This is a genomic window from Microbacterium sp. sgz311019 (assembly GCF_056135325.1).
Window position 1 is genome coordinate 246,307 of record NZ_JBWAXO010000001.1, and the last position, 21,368, is coordinate 267,674.

Here is a 21,368-nt window from a genome sequence, read left to right on the forward strand (position 1 = left end):
ATTCACAGGAGCGCGGCGTTGCTCGCGGCCGTGCTGCGCAGGGTCTCCGGGATCGCCGCGAGGTAGGACTGGAGGTTGCGCCGCGTCTCGGCGACGTTGTCGCCGCCGAACTTCTCGAGCACGACTTCGGCCAGCACGATCGCGACCATCGCCTCCGCCACGACGCCGGCGGCGGGCACGGCGCACACGTCGGAGCGCTGGTGGTGCGCCGAGGCCGTCTCACCCGTCGACACGTCCACCGTGCGCAGTGCGTGCGGGACGGTGGCGATCGGCTTCATGCCGGCGCGCACACGCAGCACCGTGCCCGTAGACATGCCGCCCTCGGTGCCGCCCGCACGATCGGACGAACGGGTGATGCCGTCGTCGGTGACGAACAGCTCGTCGTGGGCCGCCGAGCCGCGGCGGCGGGTCGTCTCGAATCCGTCGCCCACCTCCACGCCCTTGATCGCCTGGATGCTCATGATCGCCTGCGCGAGCTTCGCGTCGAGGCGGCGGTCCCAGTGCACGTGGGAGCCGAGCCCCGGAGGCAGGCCGTATGCGAGCACCTCGACGACTCCGCCGAGCGTGTCACCGTCCTTGCGGGCGGCATCCACCTCGGCGACCATGCGGGCCGAGGTCTCCGGGTCGAAGCAGCGCAGCGGATCCGCGTCGAGCGTGTCGACATCGTCGGGGGCAGGCAGCGCTGAGCCGTCGGGGACCCGCACAGGCCCGATCGAGAGCGTGTGGCTGACGAGACGGATGCCGAGCTCGCCGAGGAACGCCCGTGCCAGCGTGCCGAGGGCGACCCGGGCCGCGGTCTCGCGGGCGCTCGCACGCTCGAGGATCGGCCGCGCCTCGTCGAATCCGTACTTCTGCATGCCGACGAGGTCGGCGTGGCCCGGACGAGGGCGCGTGAGCGCGGCACCACGGCCGCGTGACATGTCGGTCAGGTCCACGGGCTCGGGATTCATCACCTCGACCCACTTCGGCCACTCCGTGTTGCCGATCCGGAGAGCGATCGGGCTGCCGAGGGTGTAACCGTGACGGATGCCGGACGAGATCGTCAGGTCGTCCTCTTCGAACTTCATGCGCGAGCCGCGCCCGTAGCCGAGCTTGCGCCGGGCCAGGTCGGCCCGGATGGCGTCGGATGAGACGGGGACGCCGGCCGGAAGACCCTCCATGACGGCGACGAGTTCGGGGCCGTGCGATTCGCCGGCCGTGAGCACGCGGAGCATTCCCCCAGTCTCCCACGCCGGCGCGCGCGGTCAGTCTCCCGTGACGGCCGCGCGCATCGTCTCGAGCACACGCGCCTCGTCGGGCAGCGGTGTCGCTGGGTCGCCGGCGGTGAAGACCCGCACCTGCAGCAGCGCCTGGTGCAGCAGCATCCCGAGCCCCCAGACGGCGTCGCCGCCGCGGCTCTGCCACGCCTGCGCGAGCGCGGTGGGCCAGTGCCCGTAGACGACGTCGTACAGCAGCCCGCCTGCGGCGGCGAGGTCGTCCGCGGCGACCGAATCGATGGACGCCTCGCCTGGCAGGGTCGAGATCGTGACGTCGGTCGCGCGGAAGGCGCCCGCCGAGAGGGGCGTCGCAGCCACCCGCATCCCGAGCCTGTCGCCGAGATCGATGAGGGATGCCGCGGCCTCCGGCCGCCTCGCGACGATCTCCACGTCCTCGACCCCGAGGTCGTCGAGAGCCACGAGCGCCGAGGTCGCCGTCGCACCCGCGCCGACGATGCGGGCCGTGCCCGGATCATGAAGCCCGTGCTCGCGCAGGTCTCGGGCGATTCCGCCGATGTCGGTGTTGAAGCCGTGCGGGCCGTCCGCCGTGAGCAGCAGGGTGTTGACCGCGCCCGTGAGCTCGGCCGCCCGGTCCCGCGTCGCGGCGGCGGCGAAGGCGACGCCCTTCAGGGGCATCGTGAGCGACAGTCCGCGGAAGGAGTCGTCCAGTGAACCCAGCTGCGCGGCGAAGGAGGCCTCGTCGACGCGGCGGCGCTCATAGGACCAGTCAAGGCCCAAGGCCGCGTAGGCGGCGAGCTGCAGCTGCGGCGAACGGCTGTGGGCGATCGGATCGCCCCACACCTCGAGGCGCGTCACCGCCGAGCCACCCGACTCAGCAGCCCGAGTTCGGGTTCGCCTTGCACCACGTGCGCATCTGCTGGACCGCCTTCTCCTGGTCCGCGTACGTCGTCGAGAACACGGTCTCGCCGGTGTTCATGTTGACCGTCGTGAAGTACATCCAGGTGCCGTCGGCGGGATGCATCGCGGCGTCGATCGCGAGATCACCGGGGCTGGAGATGGGTCCCACCGGCAGTCCCGGATGCACGTATGTGTTGTACGGGTTCGGATCCTTGAGGGCCTCCGCCGACGAGCTCGCGGTGCCGTTGTGCAGCTGGCCGTAGCCGTACTGCGCGGTGGAGTCCATCTGCAGCTTGCCGAACGTGTCCTTGTTGTTCGGCTGCAGGCGGTTCTCGATGACGCGCGACACCTTGTAGAAGTCCTGCGAGTTCCGCGCCTCGCGCTGGATGATCGACGCGATGGTCAGGATGCGCTGGCGATCCGCCTGCGCCACACCGGCCTTGTCTAGCGATTGGACGGTGCGCTCCACCATCTTCGTGATGACCTGTTGAGCCGTGACGCCAGGTCCGAACGTGTACTGCGCCGGGAACAGCCAGCCCTCGAGGCTCGAGGCGGTCACGCCGTAGTCCGCGGGTTTCGCCACAGCGGCCTGGAACTGGTCGAGAGGGATCTTCAGCGTGTCCGAGAGGGTCTTGAGGATCTGATCCTCGGTGAGTCCCTCACGCAGGAGCGCCGTGTTCTGCAGCTTGCTGGACGGATCATCGAGCGCCGTCAGCGCCGCGGCCGACGTCATCTCCTTCTTCAGCTTGTAGACGCCCGGATAGAACGTGGGGTTCTTCCCGGACTTCACGAGCATCTGGTAGAAGACCTGCGGTGTCTTGGTGACCCCCGCCTGCGCGAGCGCCTTGGACACGGTCATGCCGTTGTCGCCCTCGTTGATCGTGATCGTGGCCTCGCCGTGTGCCTTGCCGGACGCGTAGTCGATCGGCTCGGTCCAGCCCATCACCTCACGGACCTTGCCGCCGTACTGGTTCCACGCCCACATGCCGCCGCCGATGAGCCCGCCGATCAGGACGACGATGACGCCCAGGATGACGAAGCCGCCGAGGCGGCCGCCTCCGTGCGACCCGCCCTTCTTGCCCTTGCCCTTCCCCTTGCCGCCGCCTCCGTTCGGAAGTGTCGCGGCGTGGGCGAACAGGTCGTCGAGCGTCGCGTCAGTGCGCGCAGGCGCTTGAGCATCACGCGCTGCCGTGGCGAGCGCGTCGGCGGATGCGGGCGTCCTGCGCACGGGCAGGAGTGGCTCGGAGTCGGCGAGGAACGGCGCGGTCGCCCGTCCGCCGTCGATCTGCGGGAGGGCGACCGTCGAGGCGGGCTCGACGCGGTTCGCTCCCGTGCCGTTCGGAGTGCGCATCGGCCCGGGGGCGGCCGCATCGCGGGGGGCGCCGAAGGGATCGTCCTCGCCGGACCCCGCGTTATCGGCGTCGTCGCCCCACGAGACCGTGCGCACCGGTCGCAGCGGCAGCGGCTGGAAACCTGAGGCCTCGACGGGCGCCGATCCCGGCATCGCGAGCGGGAAAGCCGTCGTGGGAACGGTCGGTGCGGCCGGAGCCGAATCGGGGCTCGGGGCGCTGGGGGGCGCAGCGGTCGGCGGGACCTCTCCCGTGGCCGCGCGCGCGGCGGCCTCGCGGGCCGCTCGCCGCGAACTGGGTGCGGGAAGCTCAGCAGTGCTCCGCTCCGGGTCGGTGTCCCCTGCGGCGGGCGACCCCGGGAGTCCGGCGGCAGCGGCCTGGGCGGCGCCCGATGCATGGCCGGTCTGCGCGGCGACAGCCGTCGGCCGCGGACCGGAGGACGGCGGAGGCACGGCCGGCGAGGTGCGGACCGGCCCGGGGGCCGTGCTCGACACCGAGCGGTTCGGGCGTGCGGATGGGCGGTCGCCGAAGATGTCCTCGAAGGGATCGTCGTACGACATGGGTTCGGGCATCAGGTGGGCTCCTGGGCGGGTTCGACAGTGCTGCCGGGCGCTTTCCCGCTGCTTTTCTCGACGTCGAGCGCCTGCTGCAGGAGGATGACCGCGGCGACCTGATCCACAATGCTACGAGACGAACGCTGGGATCTGCCCGAACCGCGCAGAGCGGCATGGGCGGACACCGTGCTCAGGCGCTCGTCCACAAGCCTGACGGATCGTTCTGACGAGGATGCCAGGAGCGCCGCGAACTCGCGCGCATCGTGCGTGGACGGCGTGTCGTCACCGCTCATGTTCACCGGCAGGCCCACGACGAGCTCGAACGCGTCGTGCTCGTCGGCGAGCGTCAGGATGCGGGCGATGGATGCGTCGTCCCGCGGCACGGTCTCGACCGGGGTGGCCAGCATCCCGTCGGGATCGCACCGGGCGACCCCGACGCGGGCCTTGCCCACGTCGATGCCGAGCCGCACACCCCGGCGGAAACCGGTCACGCCTGCGTCGCCTCCAGCGCGCGCACGATCGCCTCGAGGGCGGACGGAAGGGCGGACACATCCGTCCCGCCGCCCTGCGCGACATCGTCGCGGCCGCCGCCGCCGCCGCCGAGAAGGCCGGCCGCGGTCTTGGCGAGAACGCCCGCCTTGGCGCCGGCGCTGCGCGCCGCCTCGGTGGTGGCCACGATCACGACCGGCCGGTCCCCCACCTCGGCGCCGAGTGCGACGACCACGGGCTCGGACCCCAGGCGGTCGCGCACCTGCAGCACGAGACCGCGCAGGTCGTCCGCGGAGGCCGCGCGGCCGACGGAGGCGGCGACGACGCGGAAGGCGCCGGCCGCGGTCGCGGACGACACGAGCTCGGGCACGCGCTCACCAAGGGCCCTGGCCTCGAAGCTCGCGATGCGCTTCTCCGCCGCTTTGAGACCGGCGGTCAGCTCGGCGATGCGCGCCGGCAGGTTCTCGCGCGGCGTCTTCAGGAGCGACGTGAGCTGCGACACGATCGCGCGCTCGGCCGCGAGCTCGCGGAACGCGTCCTGACCCACGAGCGCCTCCACGCGGCGGTTGGATGCGCCCACCGATGACTCGCCGACGAGGCTGATGATGCCGACCTCGGCGCTCGTGGACACGTGCGTCCCGGCGCAGAGCTCGCGCGACCAGGGGCCGCCGATGTCGACCATGCGCACGACATCGCCGTACTTCTCGCCGAACAGCGCCATGGCGCCGAGCTCCTTGGCCTCCGACAGCGACAGCACGCGCGTCGTCACCTCGAGGTTGTCGCGCACCGCGTTGTTGGCGATCTCCTCGATCTCGGTCTTCGTCTCGGGTGAGAGCGCCTGCCCCCACGCGAAATCGAACCGCAGGTAGCCGGCGCGGTTCAGCGAGCCGGCCTGCGTCGCGGTGCGACCCAGCGTGTCGCGGAGCGCGGCGTGCACGAGGTGCGTGGCGGAGTGGGCCTGACGGGCGGCGCGGCGGTTGGCCGCATCCACCACCGACGTCGCGATCTGGCCGACGCCGACCTCGCCGGAGGTCACCTCGACCGTGTGGCTGACGAGCCCCGGCACCGGCTTCTGCACATCCAGCACCTCGAGTTCGAACCCCGGACCGACGATGACGCCCTTGTCGGCGACCTGGCCGCCCGACTCGGCGTACAGCGCGGTCTCCGCGAGGATCACCTCGGCGATCTGACCCTGCCCAGCTCGCTGCGCCGGCAGGCCCTCGACGAGGATGCCGAGCACGCTCGACTCCGTCTCGAGATCGGTGTAGCCGGTGAAGACCGTCTCGCCCTGCGCCCGCACGTCGCGATAGACGCTGAGGTCGGCGATGGCGCGCTTGCGCGACTTCGCGTCGGCCTTCGCCCGCGTCCTCTGCTCCAGCATGAGGGCGTCGAACGCCTCGCGGTCGACGCTCAGCCCGGCCTCCTCGGCGACCTCCATGGTGAGGTCGATCGGGAACCCGTACGTGTCGTGCAGGAGGAACGCCTCGGCGCCGGGCAGGGCGCCGGCGCCCGCATCCTTCGTCTGCGACACGGCGAGATCGAGGATCGTCGATCCGGCCGCGAGCGTGCGGAGGAACGTCTCCTCCTCGGCGTAGGCGTACTGCGAGATGCGCGCCCAGTCGTCGACCACCACGGGGTACGCCGGCGCCATCGCGTCGCGAGAGGCCGTGAACAGCTCGGGGAACGAGGGTCCGTCGACTCCGAGAAGCCGCATGGCGCGGATCGACCGACGCATGAGGCGACGCAGGATGTAGCCGCGACCTTCGTTGGACGGCGTGACGCCGTCGGAGAGGAGCATGAGCGACGACCGGATGTGGTCCGCGATCACGCGATAGCGCACGTCGTCCTCGTGCGAGGCGCCGTACCTGCGGCCCGAGAGCGCCTCCGCGCGGTCGAGGACCGGACGCACCTGGTCGATCTCGTACATGTTCTCGACGCCCTGCTTGATGAAGGCGACACGCTCGAGACCCATCCCGGTGTCGATGTTCTTCTTTGGCAGCTCGCCGACGATCGTGAAGTCGGTCTTGCTCTTCACGTCCGCGATGAGGTCCTGCATGAAGACGAGGTTCCAGATCTCGGTGAACCGGCTGTCGTCCACCGCCGGGCCGCCGTCGCGGCCGTACGCGGGACCCCGGTCGAAGTAGATCTCGGAGCAGGGGCCGGCAGGCCCCGGCTGCCCGGTCGACCAGTAGTTGTCGTCCTTGCCCATCCGCTGGATGCGGTCGACGGGAAGGCCCGCGACCTTCTGCCACAGACGAGCGGCCTCGTCGTCGTCCTCGTAGACGGTCACCCACAGGTCCCGCTCATCGAAGCCCAGGCCTCCGTCGGCCTCGGAGGAGGTCAGCAGCTCCCACGCGTAGCCGATCGCGCCTTCTTTGAAGTAGTCGCCGAACGACCAGTTGCCGAGCATCTGGAAGAACGTGCCGTGCCGCGCCGTCTTGCCGACCTCTTCGATGTCGTTCGTGCGGATGCACTTCTGCACGTCGGCTGCCCGCGCATAGGGCGCCGGCACGACGCCGGTGAGGTAGGGGATGAACGGGACCATGCCGGCGATCGTGAACAGGATCGACGGGTCGTCGCTCACCAGCGACGCCGACGGCACGATGGTGTGGTCGTTCTTGTGGAAGTAGTCGAGATAGCGCGTCGCGATCTCAGCGGTCTTCATGACGGTGCACGTCCTCAGGGCAGGTCGAAAGAGCACGCCGCGAGATTGCGGCGGACAGAAGTGTTCAGAGTGCGGACGACGGGCTGTCGGATGCGTCGTCCCCGGCGGCGGCCTCGACCGCGGTCTCCGACCCGGCGAAGGAGGCCTCCTGAGCGTGGTACGCGTCGGCGATCCGGTCGGTGAACTCGGAGATGCGCGCGTCGAGCTCTGCCAGGACGTCGCGGCCACGGGGGTCCTTGTTGACGTAGTGGGCTGCGACGAAGCCGCCGATGACGCCGAGCGCGAACCAGAGGAAGTGCTTCACGGGATCTCCTTCGCGTCGAGCCGCGGGTGCGGCATTCCCCATCGTAGGCGAGAACGCAGGAGGGGCGCCGGGAAGAACCCGGCACCCCTCCTGGATGTTGGCTGCTCAGCGGGCTGTGCCCGTTCGGACGCGGCGCTTGCGCGCCCGTCCGGCCGCGGCCCTAGCGGGCTGCGTAGTACTCCACAACCAGCTGCACGTCGCCGACCACGGGGACCTCGACGCGCTTCGGGCGGCGCACGAGACGCGCGTGGAGCTTCTCGAGGTCGACCTCGAGGTAGCCCGGAACCGGGGGCAGGACGTCGGCGTGACCGCCGGCGGCCGCCACCTGGAAGGGCTCGGTTCCCTCGCTGCGCGGCTTGACGTGGATCAGCTGACCCGGCTTCACGCGGAACGACGGGCGGTCGACGAGCTGGCCGTCGACGAGGATGTGGCGGTGCACGACCAGCTGGCGCGCCTGGGCCGTGGTGCGGGCGAAGCCGGAACGGAGAACGAGCGCGTCCAGACGCATCTCGAGGAGCTCGACCAGGTTCTCACCGGTCAGGCCGTCCTTGCGGCGGGCCTCGTTGAACGTGTTGCGCATCTGCTTCTCGCGGATGCCGTACTGCTCGCGCAGACGCTGCTTCTCGCGCAGACGGACGGCGTAGTCGCTGTCCTGCTTGCGCTTGGTGCGGCCGTGCTCGCCCGGAGCGTAGGGACGCTTCTCGAGGTAGCGGGCGGCCTTCGGGGTGAGCGCGACGCCGAGCGCGCGCGACAGGCGCACCTTGCGACGGTCCTGGGACTTCGTGACCACGAAGTGTTCCTTCCGTGACGCGGCCGTGTCTCTCACGGCTCGCGGGCGTATCGCCTGTCTTCGCCCTGTCCGGACTGCACGCCGGGGCATGCCGGTAGGTATGTGGAAGAGAGGGGATGCCCGAAAACTCGGTTTCGAGCCTGTGAAGTCTACCAGAACGGGATGCGGCGCCCCTGCGTGACCCCGCGCGGGGTGCGGATCGGCGCTCAGCCTTCCAGGATGCGGCGGATCTTCTCCAGCCGCGCCTGCACGTCGCGCTCCTGGCCGTGGGCGGTGGGCTCGTAGTATCTGCGGCCGCGCAAGTCGTCCGGCAGGTACTGCTGCGGCACGATCCCGATGTCGGTGTCGTGGGGATAGACGTATCCCTTGCCGTGTCCGAGCCGCTTCGCTCCCGGATAGTGGGCATCGCGCAGGTGTGCGGGCACGCGACCGAAGCCGCCCTTGCGCACGTCGGCGATGGCCTGGTCGATCGCCAGATAGGCGGCGTTCGACTTCGCCGTCGTCGCGAGGTAGGCTGTCGCCTCCGCGAGCGGGATACGCCCCTCGGGCATGCCGATGAACGCGACGGCGTCGGCGGCCGCGACGGCGATCTGAAGCGCCTGCGGGTCGGCCAAGCCGATGTCCTCGGCGGCCGAGATCACGAGCCGTCGGGCGATGAACCGCGGGTCCTCGCCCGCCTCGATCATGCGCGCGAGGTAGTGCATCGACGCATCCACATCCGATCCTCGGATCGACTTGATGAACGCGCTGATGACGTCGTAGTGCTCGTCGCCCTGCCGGTCGTAGCGCAGCAGCGCCCGGTCGACCGCCTGCGCGATCGCCTCCGCGGTCACCTCCGGCGTGATGTCTTCCTCACGGTCGCCTCCCACGGCGCCGAGGGCGATGGTCGCCGCCGCCTCAAGCGCGGTGAGCGCGCGCCGTGCGTCGCCCGATGCCAGCCGTACGAGCGCGGCGCGCGCGCCGTCCGCGAGCACCACGGAGCCGTTCAGCCCGCGGGGATCGGACACGGCGCGGTCGACGAGCGATCCGAGGTCGTCGTCCGACAGTGGCTGGAGGGTCAGCAGCAGCGACCGCGAAAGCAGCGGCGAGATGACCGAGAAAGACGGGTTCTCCGTGGTGGCCGCGATGAGAACCACCCAGCCGTTCTCGACTCCCGGGAGCAGCGCATCCTGCTGCGCCTTCGTGAACCGGTGGATCTCGTCCAGGAACAGGATCGTCGAGACACCGTAGAGATCGCGCTGCGTGAGTGCCTCCTGCATGACCTCCCGCACGTCGCGCACCCCAGCGGTGACCGCGGACAGCTCGACGAACCGGCGGCCGGACGTGCGCGCGATCGCCTGCGCGAGGGTCGTCTTCCCGGTTCCGGGAGGCCCCCACAGGATGACGGAGACGGGGGTGGATGCCGAGGCATCCGCCTGCGCGAGCGCCCGGATGGGCGAGCCCGGCCCCAGGAGGTGCGCCTGGCCGGCAACCTCGTCGAGGGAGGTGGGCCGCATGCGCACGGCGAGGGGCGTCTGCCCCTGGAACAGTGCGGTCGGCGAACTCACCAGGCCAGGCTATCCGCCGCAGCCGACACGCGGCTCGGTGCTGGTTGGGCGCGCGCGGCCGCGACTGCGTATGATCGTCCCGCCCGGCGTGGCCGGTGCGAAGGAGGACACGTGGCCACTGGCGGCAGAGGGCAGGGGCGCGCCGCGCGCGAGGTGCGGGAGCGCAATCGCGCGTATCTCGCCCGCAAGGAGTACCACGACGGACAGCTGCGCAGGCGCCGGCGCGACGATGTCGTCGCGGGCGTGGCCGGCGGCATCCTCATCCTCGCCATCGTCGGCGGCCAGATCGCGTACTTCACGGTCGGTCCCGGCGCCGCGCATCCGTCACCCACCCACTCCCCCTCGCCGTCGCCCTCCGCGTCCTGATCGCCGTGGCCCGGCGCGGCCCGCATACTAGGCTGGCAATGTCCATCCCCCGATAGGCGCTGAGGCGCCGCCACGAGGTGTTTCCGTGACTGCAACAGCAGAATCCACCCCCGACCAGAGCGAGCCCTGGGGCCGCGTCGACGACGACGGCACCGTATCGGTGCGTGAAGGCGCGGAGTGGCGCGTCGTCGGGCAGTACCCCGACGGCTCGGCGGAAGAGGCCCTCGCCTACTTCGAGCGCAAGTACACGGATCTCGCCAGTGAGGTCACGCTTCTCGAGGTGCGCCACCGCCGCGGCGGTGCATCCGCCTCCGATCTGCGCTCCACGGCCACGACGCTTCGCGCCAAGGTGGCCGGCGCATCCGCCGTCGGAGACCTGGCGACACTCGACGCCCGACTCGAGGCGCTCATCGGCGCGCTGTCCGCCGCCACCGAGACCGAGGCCGCCGCCGCACGCGAGGCCGTGGACGAGGCGATCCGGGATCGCACCGCACTCGTCGAGCAGGCCGAGGCGCTCGCCGCCCGCGATCCGAAGACCGTGCAGTGGCGCGAGGCAGGGGCCGAGATGACGGCGCTCTTCGACCAGTGGCAGTCGCAGCAGCAGAACGGACCTCGCCTGCCCAAGTCGACGGCCCAGCAGCTGTGGAAGCGATTCCGTGACGCCCGGGCGACGGTCGACCGGCACCGCCGCGAGTTCTATGCCGAACTCGACGAGACGCACCGCTCCGCGCGGGACGCCAAGACCCGGCTGGTCGAGAAGGCCGAAGCCCTCGCCCCGCGCGGCGAGGACGGCATCGGCGCCTACCGCGAGCTGCTCGACCAGTGGAAGAACGCCGGCCGTGCGGGCAAGAAGGTCGACGACGCCCTGTGGGCGCGCTTCAAGGCCGCCGGCGACGCACTGTACGGGGCCCGCTCGGAGCGTGAGACCGCGGAGGCAGACGCATCCCGCGAGAAGATCGTTCAGAAGCGGGAGCTGCTCGTGGAGGCCGCCGCCGTCGCCGACGAGTCGAACCTCGCCGCGGCGCGCACGCTGCTCACCGGCATCCAGCGCCGTTGGGACGAGATCGGGCGCATCTTCCCGCGCGACAAGGAGCGTGCGCTCGACGACGACCTCCGCAAGATCGAGCAGGCGCTGCGCACCCGCGAGGACGCCGACTGGAAGCGCAACAACCCCGAGACCAAGGCGCGCGCCAACGACATGACCCGCCAGCTCACCGACGCGATCGAGAAGCTCGAGACCGAGCTCGCCGCGGCCGAGGCCTCGGGCGACACCGCTGCCATCGCGCAGGCACGCGAAGCGCTGGACGCCCGCAAGGCGTGGCTGCGAGCCCTGGGCGGCTGAGCCGGTTCTCCACAGCAGAGGGATGCGGCGACTCCTCGCCGCCGCGGATGCGGCATGCTTCCGAGCATGCACCGCGCATTCCTCTTCTACCCCGGTGACCGCCTCTCCTCGACCGAGCTGTGCGCCGCACGTCTGGACGGCCACGTCATCGAGGTCGGCGACGCGTACGCGCCCGCCGACACCGTAGAGACCGCGGCGCTGCGCGGTGCCTCCCTGCTGCCGCTCCTCGGCAGCGCGCTGGCAGCAACCCACCTCACCGCCGCGTGGGTGCTCGGCGCCATGCCGGAGCCGCCCGCGCGGCACACGGTGCAGCGGGCCTCCGAGCGCCGCCCGCACAGCACGTTCGACGTGCGCGTTCAGTACCGCGACCTGCAGGTTCCCGACACCGACCTCGTCCTGATCGGCGGCGCACGGGTGACCACGCCGGAGCGGACACTGGCGGACCTCGCACGCGTCGACGACGCGCGGCACCGGCGTGCCTTCGAACTGCTCGCTGATGCGGAGCCAGGACTGGCGCCCCGTGCCCTGGAGTGGCTGGACGCACAGGGGCCGATCTGGGCGAAGCGCGTCGGACGTGAGATCCTGCGGACCAGGATTCAGGACGAGGTGACGCGGTACACGTCGTAGACGGCGTCGATGCGTCGCACGGCGTTCAGCACGCGGTCGAGGTGAACGATGTCGCCCATCTCGAACACGAAGCGGCTGAGCGCCAGGCGCTCGTTCGTCGTCGACACCGTCGCCGAGAGGATGTTGACGTGGTGCTCGCTGAGCACCCGGGTCACATCGCTCAGCAGACCGGAGCGGTCGAGCGCCTCGACCTGGATCTGCACGAGGAACACGCTCTTCGAGGTGGGCGCCCACTCCACGTCGATCAGGCGCTCCGGGTCGGACATGAGCGACTTCACGTTCGTGCAGTCGGCCCGGTGCACCGAGACACCGCTCCCGCGGGTGACGAAGCCGACGATGGGGTCGCCCGGCACGGGCGTGCAGCACTTCGCGAGCTTCACCAGAATGTCGGGAGCCCCGCGGACCAGCACCCCCGAATCGCCGGCGCGCTGCTGGCGGCTGCGCCCGACATGCGGGATCTCGATGGGACCGGTCGCAACCTCGTTGACGCTGACGAGCGCCGTGACCTTCTCGATCACCGACTGCGTGGAGACGTGTCCCTCTCCCACGGCGGCATACAGCGCGGACACGTCCTCGTAGCGCAGCTGGTGCGCCACCTCGGTGAACGAGTCCTGGCTCATCAGACGCTGCAGGGGCAGGTTCTGGCGGCGCATCGCCCGGGCGATGGCCTCCTTGCCCTGCTCGATCGCCTCCTCACGGCGTTCCTTCGTGAACCAGCCGCGGATCTTGCTGCGCGCACGGGTGCTCTTGACGAAGCTCAGCCAGTCCTGGCTGGGGCCTGCATCCGGATTCTTCGAAGTGAAGACCTCGACGACGTCGCCGCTGGACAGCGTCGACTCGAGCGGCACGAGCCGGCCGTTGACCTTGGCACCCATCGTGCGGTGCCCGATCTCGGTGTGGACGGCGTATGCGAAGTCGACGGGAGTCGCGCCGGTGGGCAGGCCGATGACGCGCCCCTTGGGCGTGAAGACGTAGACCTCCTTGGCGCCGATCTCGAATCGGAGGGAGTCGAGGAACTCACCGGGGTCCGCGGTCTCGGCCTGCCAGTCCGAGATGCGCGCGAGCCACGCCATGTCGGTGTCGAGCGCCTTCGAGTCGGTCTTGCCGCCGGTCATCCGCTCCTTGTACTTCCAATGCGCCGCGACCCCGTATTCGGCCTGCTGATGCATCTCGTGGGTGCGGATCTGGATCTCGACGGTGCGGCCGCCCGGACCGATCACCGTCGTGTGCAGCGACTGGTAGAGGTTGAACTTCGGCGTGGCGATGTAGTCCTTGAACCGGCCGGGAAGCGGTGTCCAGCGTGCGTGGATGGCGCCGAGGACCGCGTAGCAGTCGCGGACGGTCCCGACGATGACCCGGATGCCGATGAGGTCGTAGATGTCGTCGAACTCGCGACCGCGGACGACCATCTTCTGATACACCGAATACAGCTGTTTGGGACGACCCATGACGCGCCCGCGCACGCGGAGCTCCCGGAGGTCGGATTCGACCGAATCGATGACGGTGTGCACATACTGCTCGCGCTGCGGCGTGCGTTGTCGGACGAGGCTCTCGATCTCCGCGTAGAGCTTCGGATGCAGCACCGCGAACGAGAGATCCTCGAGCTCGGATTTGATGGTCTGGATGCCGAGTCGATGCGCGAGCGGCGCGTAGATCTCGAGGGTCTCGGTCGCCTTCTTCTGCGCCTTCTCGGGCGGGACGAAGCCCCACGTCCGGGCGTTGTGCAGCCGGTCGGCGAGCTTGATGAGCAGAACGCGGATGTCCTTGGACATCGCGACGATCATCTTGCGAACGGTCTCCGCCTGCGCGCTCTCGCCGTACTTGACCTTGTCGAGCTTGGTGACGCCGTCAACGAGCATCGCGACCTCGTCGCCGAAGTCGGCGGCCAGTGCCTCGATCGTGTAGTCGGTGTCCTCGACGGTGTCGTGGAGGAGCGCCGCCGCGATCGCGCGCGGACCCAGCCCCAGATCCGCGAGGATCTGCGCGACAGCAAGCGGATGCGTGATGTACGGCTCGCCGCTCTGGCGCTTCTGGTCATCGTGGGCGCGCTCGGCGACCGAGTATGCGCGCTCGATGACGGCGAGGTCGCCCTTCGGATGATGCGCGCGGACAGTCCGCAGCAACTGGTCGACGCCGTCGCGGCGCGCAGAGCGCGAGAAGATCCTGGGCACCAGGCGCCGGAGAGAGGACTGGCCGGAAGAGGGGACGGTCTCGGTCATCCCGTCACCCCCGCCCTCAGCACGATTCTCTCATCGTAGCGCCAGCGCATCCCCCTCAGACTGCCGCGACCGCCTTCGAACGCGCGGAGCGAACCTTGACGTCGTGCGACTTGATCGCGGGCTCGCGCTCACGGAAGAGCGAGTACAGCGGCGCGGCGACGAACAGGGTGGAGTAGGCCGCGACGATGATGCCCACGAAGATCGACAGCGAGATGTCGCTGAGGGTCTGGGCGCCGAGCCAGAACACGCCGATGAACAGGATCGCGCCGACGGGGAGGATGGCGACGACCGTCGTGTTGATCGAGCGGATGAGCGTCTGGTTCACGGCCAAGTTGACCGACTCCCCGAAGGTGCGTGTCATCCCCTCGCCGTCCGCCTGAGTGTTCTCACGGATCTTGTCGAAGACGACCGTCGTGTCGTACAGCGAGTAGGCGAGGATCGTCAGGAAGCCGATGACGGCCGCCGGCGAGATCGCGAAGCCGCACGCCGCGTACACCCCGACCGTGATGATCAGCACGTCGAGCAGGCCGATGATGGCCGACGCGGACATCTTCCAGGTGCGGAAGTACAGCGCGAGGATCAGGAACGTCAGCGCGAGGAAGATCGCGAGACCATACAGCGACTGGCGCGTGACGTCCGCACCCCAGCTCGGGCCGATGAAGGATGCGGTGACCTTGCTCTTGTCCACGTGGTACGCCGTGGCGAGGGCGTCGGAGACCGCCTGGGTCTGCGCGGAGGTCATCTGGTCGGTCTGCACGCGGACGGTGTCCGAGCCGACGGTCGTGACCTTCGTGGTCGCGTTCGGGACCACGGAGTGCACGGCCTCGGTCGCGGTCGCCTGGCTCGGGTTCGCGACGCTCGACACGGTGAACTGCGATCCGCCGGTGAACTCGATCGAGAACTGGATCGGACGGAACAGCGGCACCAGCACCGACGCGAGCACGAGCGTCCCGGCGATGATGAACCACAGCCGGCGCCGGCCGATGAACGGGAAGGAGACCTTGCCCGAGTAGAGATCGTTGCCGAACTGGCTCATGCGGCCCATCAGTCGTCGCCCTTCGCGGAGTTCTTCGTCGCGTCGCCGGAGGATCCGCCGGCCTTCACGCTGCCCGCCTCGGCGAGCTCCTGCGCCTGCTTGCGCTCGGCGATCGTCTGGCGCCGCTCGGCCTCACCGCGCGAACGCGCCACCCGGCCCTTCGAGACGGTGGGCACGGGCGCGCGGAACTCGGCGCGGCCGCGGTAGACCGCGCCGAGGGCCTCGGGGTCCATGCCCGAAAGCTTGTGGCCGGAGCCGAAGAACCTCGTGCGCGCCAGGAGCTGCATCACCGGGTGCGTGAACAGGATGAAGATCATGATGTCGATCAGGGTCGTGAGGCCGAGCGTGAACGCGAAGCCCTTGACCGTCGCATCCGCCAGGATGTACAGCACGACCGCGGCGAGGATGTTGATCGACTTGGACACGTAGATCGTGCGGCGCGCACGCCCCCAGCCGTCCTCGACGGCTCCCGTGATCGTCTTTCCGTCACGCAGCTCGTCTCGTATTCGCTCGAAGTAGACGATGAACGAGTCGGCGGTGAATCCGATCGTCACGATCAGACCCGCGACGCCGGCGAGAGACAGACGGAAGCCCATGCGCCACGCGAGGATGCAGAGCATCAGGTACGTGATTACACCCATCACGGCGAGGGAGGCGATGATCACGAAACCCAGCGCGCGATAGATGATCAGCGAGTAGATCGCCACGAGGACCAGACCGATGAGGCCGGCGACGAGGCCGATCATGAGCTGCTGCGAACCGAGGGTCGCCGAGATGGTGTCGGAGCTGACGACCTTGAAGCTCAACGGCAGCGCGCCGTACTTCAGCTGGTCGGCGAGCGTCTGGGACGACGTCTGCGTGAAGCTCCCCGAGATGCTCGGGTTGCCGTCGAGGATGACCGCGTTCATCGACGGTGCCGAGAGCACCGTGCCGTCGAGCACGAAGGCGAACTGGTTCAGGGGCGCCTTCGCGCCGTAGAGGCGCTGGCTGATCTCGCCGAAGGTCTTCGTGCCGGCGTCGTCGAACTTCAGGTTGACGGTCCACTGACCGTTCTGCTGGTTCAGTCCGGACGTCGCGTCGCTGATCGAGGAGCCGTCCAGCTCCACCGGACCCAGGATGTACTTCACCTGGCCGCTGGCGTCGCACGTGATCAGGGGCTTGTCCTTGGGCGCATCGGCAGGATCGTTCTTCGGGTCCTTGCAGTCGTACGCCAGGAACTGCGCCTGGAGCTCGGGCGTGATCCAGTTCGTGTCGCTGCCGTTCGTCGGCGCAGCCGTCGGCGTCGCGCGCAGCGACGGATCGGGCGTCGGATACGGCGTCGTCTTCCCGTCCGTGCCCACGAACGTGGTCGCGGGGGCACCGGCGTACAGCACGGCGCGCAGCTGCAGCTGGGCCGAGGCCTCGATGCGCTTGCGCGTCTGCTCGTCGGCCTGACCCGGGATCTGGACGACGATGTTCTTGCCGCCCTCTGTGGTCACATCCGACTCGCCGACGCCCGAGGCGTCGATGCGCTGACGGATGATCGTCACCGCCTGGTCCATCTGCTCGGTGGTCGGCGCACTGCCGTTCGCCGTCTGCGCCTCGAGGATGATCTGCGTTCCGCCCTGGAGGTCGAGGGCCAGGGACGGAGTCCAGGAACTCTGCTTGAAGACGTAGACGCCGAGCGCGTTGATGCCGAACAGCACCGCGATGACGACGAGAAGTCCGATCAGCGCGCGCCACGCGTGCCGGACGGGAGTGGATGTGGCCACGAAGGGTCAGCTTTCTCTGCGGGCGGCGCTCACGCCGCCACGATCACTTCTGGTCGGAGTCGTTCTCGCCCTTGAGACGCTCGGCGGTCTCCTCGGGCGTCTCGATGTGGGGCTCCTCGGCCACCGGCTCGTCGTCGATGGCCTCGTGGGCTCCGGGCTCCTCGGTGGGCGTCACGACGCGAAGGATCGCCTGGCTGTGCACCTTGATGTCGACACCGGGTGCGATCTCGACGATCGCCGGCCGGTCGAGGTTCTCGGCGTCGTACTCGACGATGGTGCCGTACAGCCCGCCCTGGAGCATGACCTCGGCACCGGGAAGCGTCTGCTTCGCCTTGGCCTCCTGCTCGGCCTTCTGCCTCTGCTGACGACGGCGCGAGCTCCAGAACATGAAGACGAGGAGGACGGCCAACAGGATGATCAGGCCGTACTGCTGAATGAACTGCATGCGAAGATCGCACCTTTCGATAACGGCGATCGACGAGGCGTCGTCGCCGTGGGGGCTGTGGGGTGGCCGATGGCCTCCCCGATTATAGGTCATCCAGTCGAAGGGCCCCGTCGGGGTGCGGCACCCGCAGGTGCGCATATGCCTCCGGCATCGCGACGCGGCCGCGGGGTGTGCGCCCCATGAACCCGATGCGGACCAGGTAGGGCTCGACGACGGACTCGATCGTCTCGGGCTCCTCCCCGACCGCGACGGCGAGGGTGGACAGACCGACAGGCCCCCCGCGGAAGCGGCGGACGAGCGCCTCGAGCACCGCCCGGTCGAGGCGGTCCAGTCCGATCGGATCGACGTCGTAGAGCTCGAGAGCGGCTGCGACCGACTGCTCGTCGGCCTCCGTGCGGTGGACGATGGCGTAGTCGCGCACGCGTCGCAGCAGGCGGTTCGCGATGCGGGGTGTGCCGCGCGACCGGCGGGCGATCTCCGCGCGCGCCGCGGGGGGAAGCGTGATGCCGAGCATGGCGGCCGAGCGCTGCACGACCCGCTCGAGCTCCTCCGGCTCGTAGAACTCGAGGTGTCCGGTGAATCCGAAGCGGTCTCGCAGCGGATTGGGAAGGAGGCCGGAGCGCGTGGTCGCGCCGACGAGCGTGAACGGGGCGAGGTCGAGCGGGATGCTCGTCGCCCCTGCGCCCTTGCCCACCATGATGTCGATGCGGAAGTCCTCCATCGCGAGGTACAGCATCTCCTCGGCCGAGCGCGCCATCCGGTGCACCTCGTCGATGAACAGGACCTCCCCCGGCGTGAGGCTCGACAGCAGCGCCGCGAGGTCGCCGGCGTGCTGGATGGCAGGCCCGCTCGAGAGCCGCAGGGGCCGCGCGCTCTCATGGGCGACGATCATCGCCAGGGTGGTCTTCCCGAGTCCGGGAGGGCCGGAGAGCAGGATGTGGTCGGCCGGGCGCTGCTGGATGCGCGCAGCATCCAGGAGCAATTGCAGCTGCCCGCGGACCTTCTGCTGACCGACGAATTCGGACAGCGACGCCGGGCGCAGCGCGCCCTCGATCGCGAGCTCGGACTCGTCCTCCGGCGTGCCGGTGTCGCGCAGGTCATCCACCGACGGACTCCTTCCGCGCGGGGCCGAGTTCTGCCAGCGTCTGGCGCAGGAGCACGGGGACGCTCGCATCCGGTGCCGTCTCGGCGACAGCGGCCACAGCCTCCGCCGCGACCTTCTCCGACCAGCCGAGGCCCACGAGCGCCTGCACCACTTGCACGGCGATGGCACCCACGCCCGCGTCGGTCCGTCCGGCAGGTGCGGAGCCCGCCGGCGCGACGATCTTGCCCGCCAGCTGCACGACGATGAGCTTCGCGGTCTTCGGCCCGATGCCGGATACCCGGCGGAACGGCGCGTCGTCCTCGGCGGCCACGGCCTCGGCGATCTGCGTCACGGTCAGGCTCGAGAGCACGCCGAGTGCGGACTTCGGGCCGACCCCGGTGACGCCGAGGAGCAGGCCGAACGCCTCCAGCTCCTCACGCTCGAAGAAGCCGAACAGCGAGAGCGCGTCCTCGCGCACGATGAGAGTCGTGTGGAGGCGCAGGTCATCGCCCACGTGGGTCGTGCGTGCGACCTGCGGAGTGACGGCGACGGAAAGGCCGACACCGCCGACCTCGATGACGACGCCGTCGTCGGACACGTGCAGCACCGAGCCGCGCAGCGATGAGATCATGCGTTCACCCTATCCGGCACTTCGGACCTATGTTCGAGCGACACTCCCCGACGCGGGAGAAGCGGTCGCTCAGCGCCGCGCGAGCCGCTCGGCGTCCGCCCAGGCGCGCTGCGCCGGTGTGAGCGGCCCCTGCTGCGCGACCGCCGATCCGCGGCGCCAGGCGTGACAGAGCGCGAGGGCCAGGGCGTCCGCCGCATCCGCCGGCTTCGGCAGGGCGTCGAGGCGCAGGATGCGGGCAACCATCGTCTGCACCTGCCGCTTGTCGGCGTTGCCGTAGCCCGTGATCGCGGCCTTCACCTCGCTCGGCGTGTGGGTCTCCGCGGCCAGGCCGCGCTCGGCGGCGAGCAGCAGCGCCACGCCGCTGGCCTGGGCGGTGCCCATGACCGTCGAGCGGTTGTTCTGCGCGAACACCCGCTCCACCGCCACGACGTCGGGATGATGCTCTTCGAGCACCGCACGGATGCCTGCGGCGATCGCCGCGAGCCGGCGCTCGATCGGCGCATCCGTCGCGGAGCGCACGACGCCCACGTGGACCAGCACGGCCGACCGATCGGGCGCGACATCGACGACGCCGATGCCGCAGCGGGTCAGACCCGGGTCGATACCCAGCACACGGAGGGTGGACACTCCCCCACGTTAGGCGAGCCGCAGCCGCGAGAGGCCGAGGCGCGCCCCGGTCATTCGTCTTCTTCGAGCTCCGCCTGGACCTCGGCCGACAGGTCGAAGTTGCTGAAGACGTTCTGCACGTCGTCGCTGTCCTCGAGAGCGTCGATGAGCCGGAAGATCTTGCGGGCCGTGTCGGCGTCGATCTCGACCTTGAGGTTCGGCACGAACTCGACATCGGCCGACTCGTACTCGATGCCCGCCTCCTGCAGCGCGCTGCGCACGGGCACGAGGTCGGAGGCCTCGGTGATGACCTCGAAGCCCTGGGCGTGCGGTTCGATCTCCTCGGCACCGGCCTCGAGCACGGCGAGCATGACGTCGTCTTCGCTCGCGCCCTCGCCGCTGACGACGATGACGCCCTTCCGGGTGAAGTTGTAGGCCACGCTGCCCGGGTCGGCGAGCGTGCCGCCGTTGCGGGTGAGGGCCGTGCGCACCTCGGCGGCGGCGCGGTTCTTGTTGTCGGTGAGGCACTCGATCATGAGCGCCACGCCATTGGGACCGTAGCCCTCGTACATGATGGACGCGTACTCGACCGACTCGCCGCCGATGCCGGCGCCGCGCTTGATCGCGCGGTCGATGTTGTCCTTCGGGACCGAGGTCTTCTTCGCCTTCAGGACGGCGTCGAACAGGGTCGGGTTTCCGGCGAGGTCAGGGCCGCCGAGCTTCGCGGCGACCTCGATGTTCTTGATGAGCTTGGCCCACGACTTGGCACGGCGCGCGTCGATGACGGCCTTCTTGTGCTTGGTCGTTGCCCACTTGGAATGCCCGGACATGGTGCTCCTGAATCTCCTCGGCGGCGTCTCCCACCGACGGACCATTCTAGAACAGCGGCCTGCGCGGGCCGCCGACGGCGAGCTCAGCCGATGATCTTCCGGAGCGTTCGCAGGTTGCGGCTGGTGGTGGACGGCTTGAACCGCGCCTTTCCGAGGAGTCGGCCGAGAGACGTGTCCACGGTCGTCCCGACGCGCGGATTCCAGTACACGGCGCCTGTTCCGGCTGCGACGGGATCGGCGTCCGCGTCGAAGGATGCAGCCGCCTCCAGGATCTCGTCCCGCGTCGCGTCGTCGACGCAGAAGATCACGTACGGCTGGCGACCGGCATCCTTCTCGTCGAACGGGAACGCGTCGACGACGCGCTCCAGCTCCTTCATCGTGGGCAGCAGGATCCAGGCGTCGTACCCGAAGCGCTCGCGCAGCGCCGTCTCGATCCGCGCCTTGAGCTTCATGCGGCCGGAGGCCGCGACATCCGTCTCGAAGGCGACATTGCCGCTCGCGAGCACCGTGCGCACGCCCTCGAGACCGAGCGCGCGGAAAAGTTCGGCGAGCTCCGCACTGCGCACGGTGACGCCGTTGACGTTGACTCCGCGCAGCAGCGCGACCCAGGCGGTCACGG

At 69.8% G+C, this 21,368-nt stretch carries 20 protein-coding genes; 3 read left to right on the plus strand and 17 right to left on the minus strand.

The annotated features are described in order from the left end of the window. Window positions 1-2: 2 nt before the first annotated feature. The 8 genes from aroC to AC0NZN_RS01210 all read right to left on the minus strand — a co-directional run bounded on the left by aroC (window position 3) and on the right by AC0NZN_RS01210 (window position 9,815). A complete protein-coding gene (gene aroC / locus AC0NZN_RS01175; RefSeq protein WP_474590438.1) occupies window positions 3-1,214 on the minus strand; it encodes a chorismate synthase in 1,212 nt (403 codons plus the stop codon). Window positions 1,215-1,244: 30 nt separating this feature from the next. Then, window positions 1,245-2,072, minus strand: a complete 828-nt coding sequence (locus tag AC0NZN_RS01180; RefSeq protein ID WP_474590439.1) for a shikimate dehydrogenase family protein — start codon at window positions 2,070-2,072, stop codon at window positions 1,245-1,247. 16 nt (window positions 2,073-2,088) lie between these two features. Then, the gene (gene mltG / locus AC0NZN_RS01185) at window positions 2,089-4,035 is read right to left on the minus strand and encodes an endolytic transglycosylase MltG (RefSeq protein WP_474590440.1); all 1,947 of its coding nucleotides are present in this window, start codon (window positions 4,033-4,035) and stop codon (window positions 2,089-2,091) included. Further along, window positions 4,035-4,508, minus strand: coding sequence for a Holliday junction resolvase RuvX (ruvX, locus tag AC0NZN_RS01190; protein WP_474590441.1), 474 nt, complete (start codon window positions 4,506-4,508; stop codon window positions 4,035-4,037). The genes mltG and ruvX overlap by 1 nt, the downstream gene beginning before the upstream one ends. Then, complete coding sequence (gene alaS / locus AC0NZN_RS01195) at window positions 4,505-7,171, minus strand: alanine--tRNA ligase (protein ID WP_474590442.1); 2,667 nt, start codon at window positions 7,169-7,171, stop codon at window positions 4,505-4,507. The genes ruvX and alaS overlap by 4 nt, the downstream gene beginning before the upstream one ends. Window positions 7,172-7,235: 64 nt before the next feature. Further along, the gene (locus AC0NZN_RS01200) at window positions 7,236-7,475 is read right to left on the minus strand and encodes an ATPase (protein ID WP_474590443.1); all 240 of its coding nucleotides are present in this window, start codon (window positions 7,473-7,475) and stop codon (window positions 7,236-7,238) included. A 160-nt stretch (window positions 7,476-7,635) separates the two neighbouring features. Then, window positions 7,636-8,265, minus strand: coding sequence for a 30S ribosomal protein S4 (gene rpsD, locus AC0NZN_RS01205; RefSeq protein ID WP_474590444.1), 630 nt, complete (start codon window positions 8,263-8,265; stop codon window positions 7,636-7,638). Window positions 8,266-8,471: 206 nt separating this feature from the next. Then, window positions 8,472-9,815, minus strand: a complete 1,344-nt coding sequence (locus AC0NZN_RS01210; RefSeq protein WP_474590741.1) for a replication-associated recombination protein A — start codon at window positions 9,813-9,815, stop codon at window positions 8,472-8,474. A gap of 108 nt (window positions 9,816-9,923) precedes the next feature. Here AC0NZN_RS01210 and AC0NZN_RS01215 point away from each other — a divergent pair, with 108 nt between their 5' ends. From AC0NZN_RS01215 to AC0NZN_RS01225, 3 genes are all read left to right on the plus strand, one after another. Beyond that, window positions 9,924-10,178 carry a dioxygenase gene (locus tag AC0NZN_RS01215; protein ID WP_474590445.1) on the plus strand — a complete coding sequence of 85 codons (255 nt, stop codon included), beginning with the start codon at window positions 9,924-9,926 and terminating at the stop codon, window positions 10,176-10,178. An 85-nt stretch (window positions 10,179-10,263) separates the two neighbouring features. Further along, a complete protein-coding gene (locus AC0NZN_RS01220; RefSeq protein ID WP_474590446.1) occupies window positions 10,264-11,520 on the plus strand; it encodes a DUF349 domain-containing protein in 1,257 nt (418 codons plus the stop codon). Between the two features lie 66 nt (window positions 11,521-11,586). After that, the gene (locus AC0NZN_RS01225) at window positions 11,587-12,147 is read left to right on the plus strand and encodes a type IV toxin-antitoxin system AbiEi family antitoxin (RefSeq protein WP_474590447.1); all 561 of its coding nucleotides are present in this window, start codon (window positions 11,587-11,589) and stop codon (window positions 12,145-12,147) included. Here the strand turns inward: AC0NZN_RS01225 and AC0NZN_RS01230 are convergent. The 9 genes from AC0NZN_RS01230 to AC0NZN_RS01270 all read right to left on the minus strand — a co-directional run bounded on the left by AC0NZN_RS01230 (window position 12,117) and on the right by AC0NZN_RS01270 (window position 21,366). Further along, a complete protein-coding gene (locus AC0NZN_RS01230) occupies window positions 12,117-14,366 on the minus strand; it encodes a RelA/SpoT family protein (RefSeq protein ID WP_474590448.1) in 2,250 nt (749 codons plus the stop codon). The two genes, AC0NZN_RS01225 and AC0NZN_RS01230, sit on opposite strands and share 31 nt — an antisense overlap. Before the next feature lie 55 nt (window positions 14,367-14,421). Then, window positions 14,422-15,411, minus strand: a complete 990-nt coding sequence (gene secF / locus AC0NZN_RS01235) for a protein translocase subunit SecF (protein WP_474590449.1) — start codon at window positions 15,409-15,411, stop codon at window positions 14,422-14,424. Further along, a complete protein-coding gene (secD, locus tag AC0NZN_RS01240) occupies window positions 15,411-17,153 on the minus strand; it encodes a protein translocase subunit SecD (RefSeq protein WP_474590450.1) in 1,743 nt (580 codons plus the stop codon). The genes secF and secD overlap by 1 nt, the downstream gene beginning before the upstream one ends. A gap of 43 nt (window positions 17,154-17,196) precedes the next feature. Then, window positions 17,197-17,598, minus strand: coding sequence for a preprotein translocase subunit YajC (locus tag AC0NZN_RS01245; protein ID WP_474590451.1), 402 nt, complete (start codon window positions 17,596-17,598; stop codon window positions 17,197-17,199). Between the two features lie 82 nt (window positions 17,599-17,680). Beyond that, window positions 17,681-18,703 (minus strand): Holliday junction branch migration DNA helicase RuvB, encoded by a 1,023-nt coding sequence (ruvB, locus tag AC0NZN_RS01250; protein ID WP_474590452.1) that lies wholly within the window; start codon window positions 18,701-18,703, stop codon window positions 17,681-17,683. Next, window positions 18,696-19,313 carry a Holliday junction branch migration protein RuvA gene (gene ruvA, locus AC0NZN_RS01255; protein WP_474590453.1) on the minus strand — a complete coding sequence of 206 codons (618 nt, stop codon included), beginning with the start codon at window positions 19,311-19,313 and terminating at the stop codon, window positions 18,696-18,698. Before ruvA ends, ruvB begins: the two co-directional genes overlap by 8 nt. 69 nt (window positions 19,314-19,382) lie before the next feature. Continuing rightward, window positions 19,383-19,940: a crossover junction endodeoxyribonuclease RuvC gene (ruvC, locus tag AC0NZN_RS01260; RefSeq protein WP_474590454.1), complete on the minus strand. Its 558-nt coding sequence runs from the start codon at window positions 19,938-19,940 to the stop codon at window positions 19,383-19,385. A gap of 50 nt (window positions 19,941-19,990) precedes the next feature. Further along, window positions 19,991-20,749 carry a YebC/PmpR family DNA-binding transcriptional regulator gene (locus AC0NZN_RS01265; RefSeq protein ID WP_474590455.1) on the minus strand — a complete coding sequence of 253 codons (759 nt, stop codon included), beginning with the start codon at window positions 20,747-20,749 and terminating at the stop codon, window positions 19,991-19,993. An 83-nt stretch (window positions 20,750-20,832) separates the two neighbouring features. Beyond that, a complete protein-coding gene (locus AC0NZN_RS01270; RefSeq protein WP_474590456.1) occupies window positions 20,833-21,366 on the minus strand; it encodes a DUF1697 domain-containing protein in 534 nt (177 codons plus the stop codon). Between the last annotated feature and the right edge of the window lie 2 nt (window positions 21,367-21,368).

Coding starts and splice junctions, on each gene's coding strand:
- AC0NZN_RS01245 (WP_474590451.1), bottom strand. CDS start 17,598: ATGCAGTTCATTCAGCAGTACGGCCTGATCATCCTGTTGGCCGTCCTC.
- AC0NZN_RS01265 (WP_474590455.1), bottom strand. CDS start 20,749: ATGTCCGGGCATTCCAAGTGGGCAACGACCAAGCACAAGAAGGCCGTC.
- aroC (WP_474590438.1), bottom strand. CDS start 1,214: ATGCTCCGCGTGCTCACGGCCGGCGAATCGCACGGCCCCGAACTCGTC.
- alaS (WP_474590442.1), bottom strand. CDS start 7,171: ATGAAGACCGCTGAGATCGCGACGCGCTATCTCGACTACTTCCACAAG.
- ruvA (WP_474590453.1), bottom strand. CDS start 19,313: ATGATCTCATCGCTGCGCGGCTCGGTGCTGCACGTGTCCGACGACGGC.
- secF (WP_474590449.1), bottom strand. CDS start 15,411: ATGGGCCGCATGAGCCAGTTCGGCAACGATCTCTACTCGGGCAAGGTC.
- mltG (WP_474590440.1), bottom strand. CDS start 4,035: ATGCCCGAACCCATGTCGTACGACGATCCCTTCGAGGACATCTTCGGC.
- AC0NZN_RS01230 (WP_474590448.1), bottom strand. CDS start 14,366: ATGACCGAGACCGTCCCCTCTTCCGGCCAGTCCTCTCTCCGGCGCCTG.
- AC0NZN_RS01225 (WP_474590447.1), top strand. CDS start 11,587: ATGCACCGCGCATTCCTCTTCTACCCCGGTGACCGCCTCTCCTCGACC.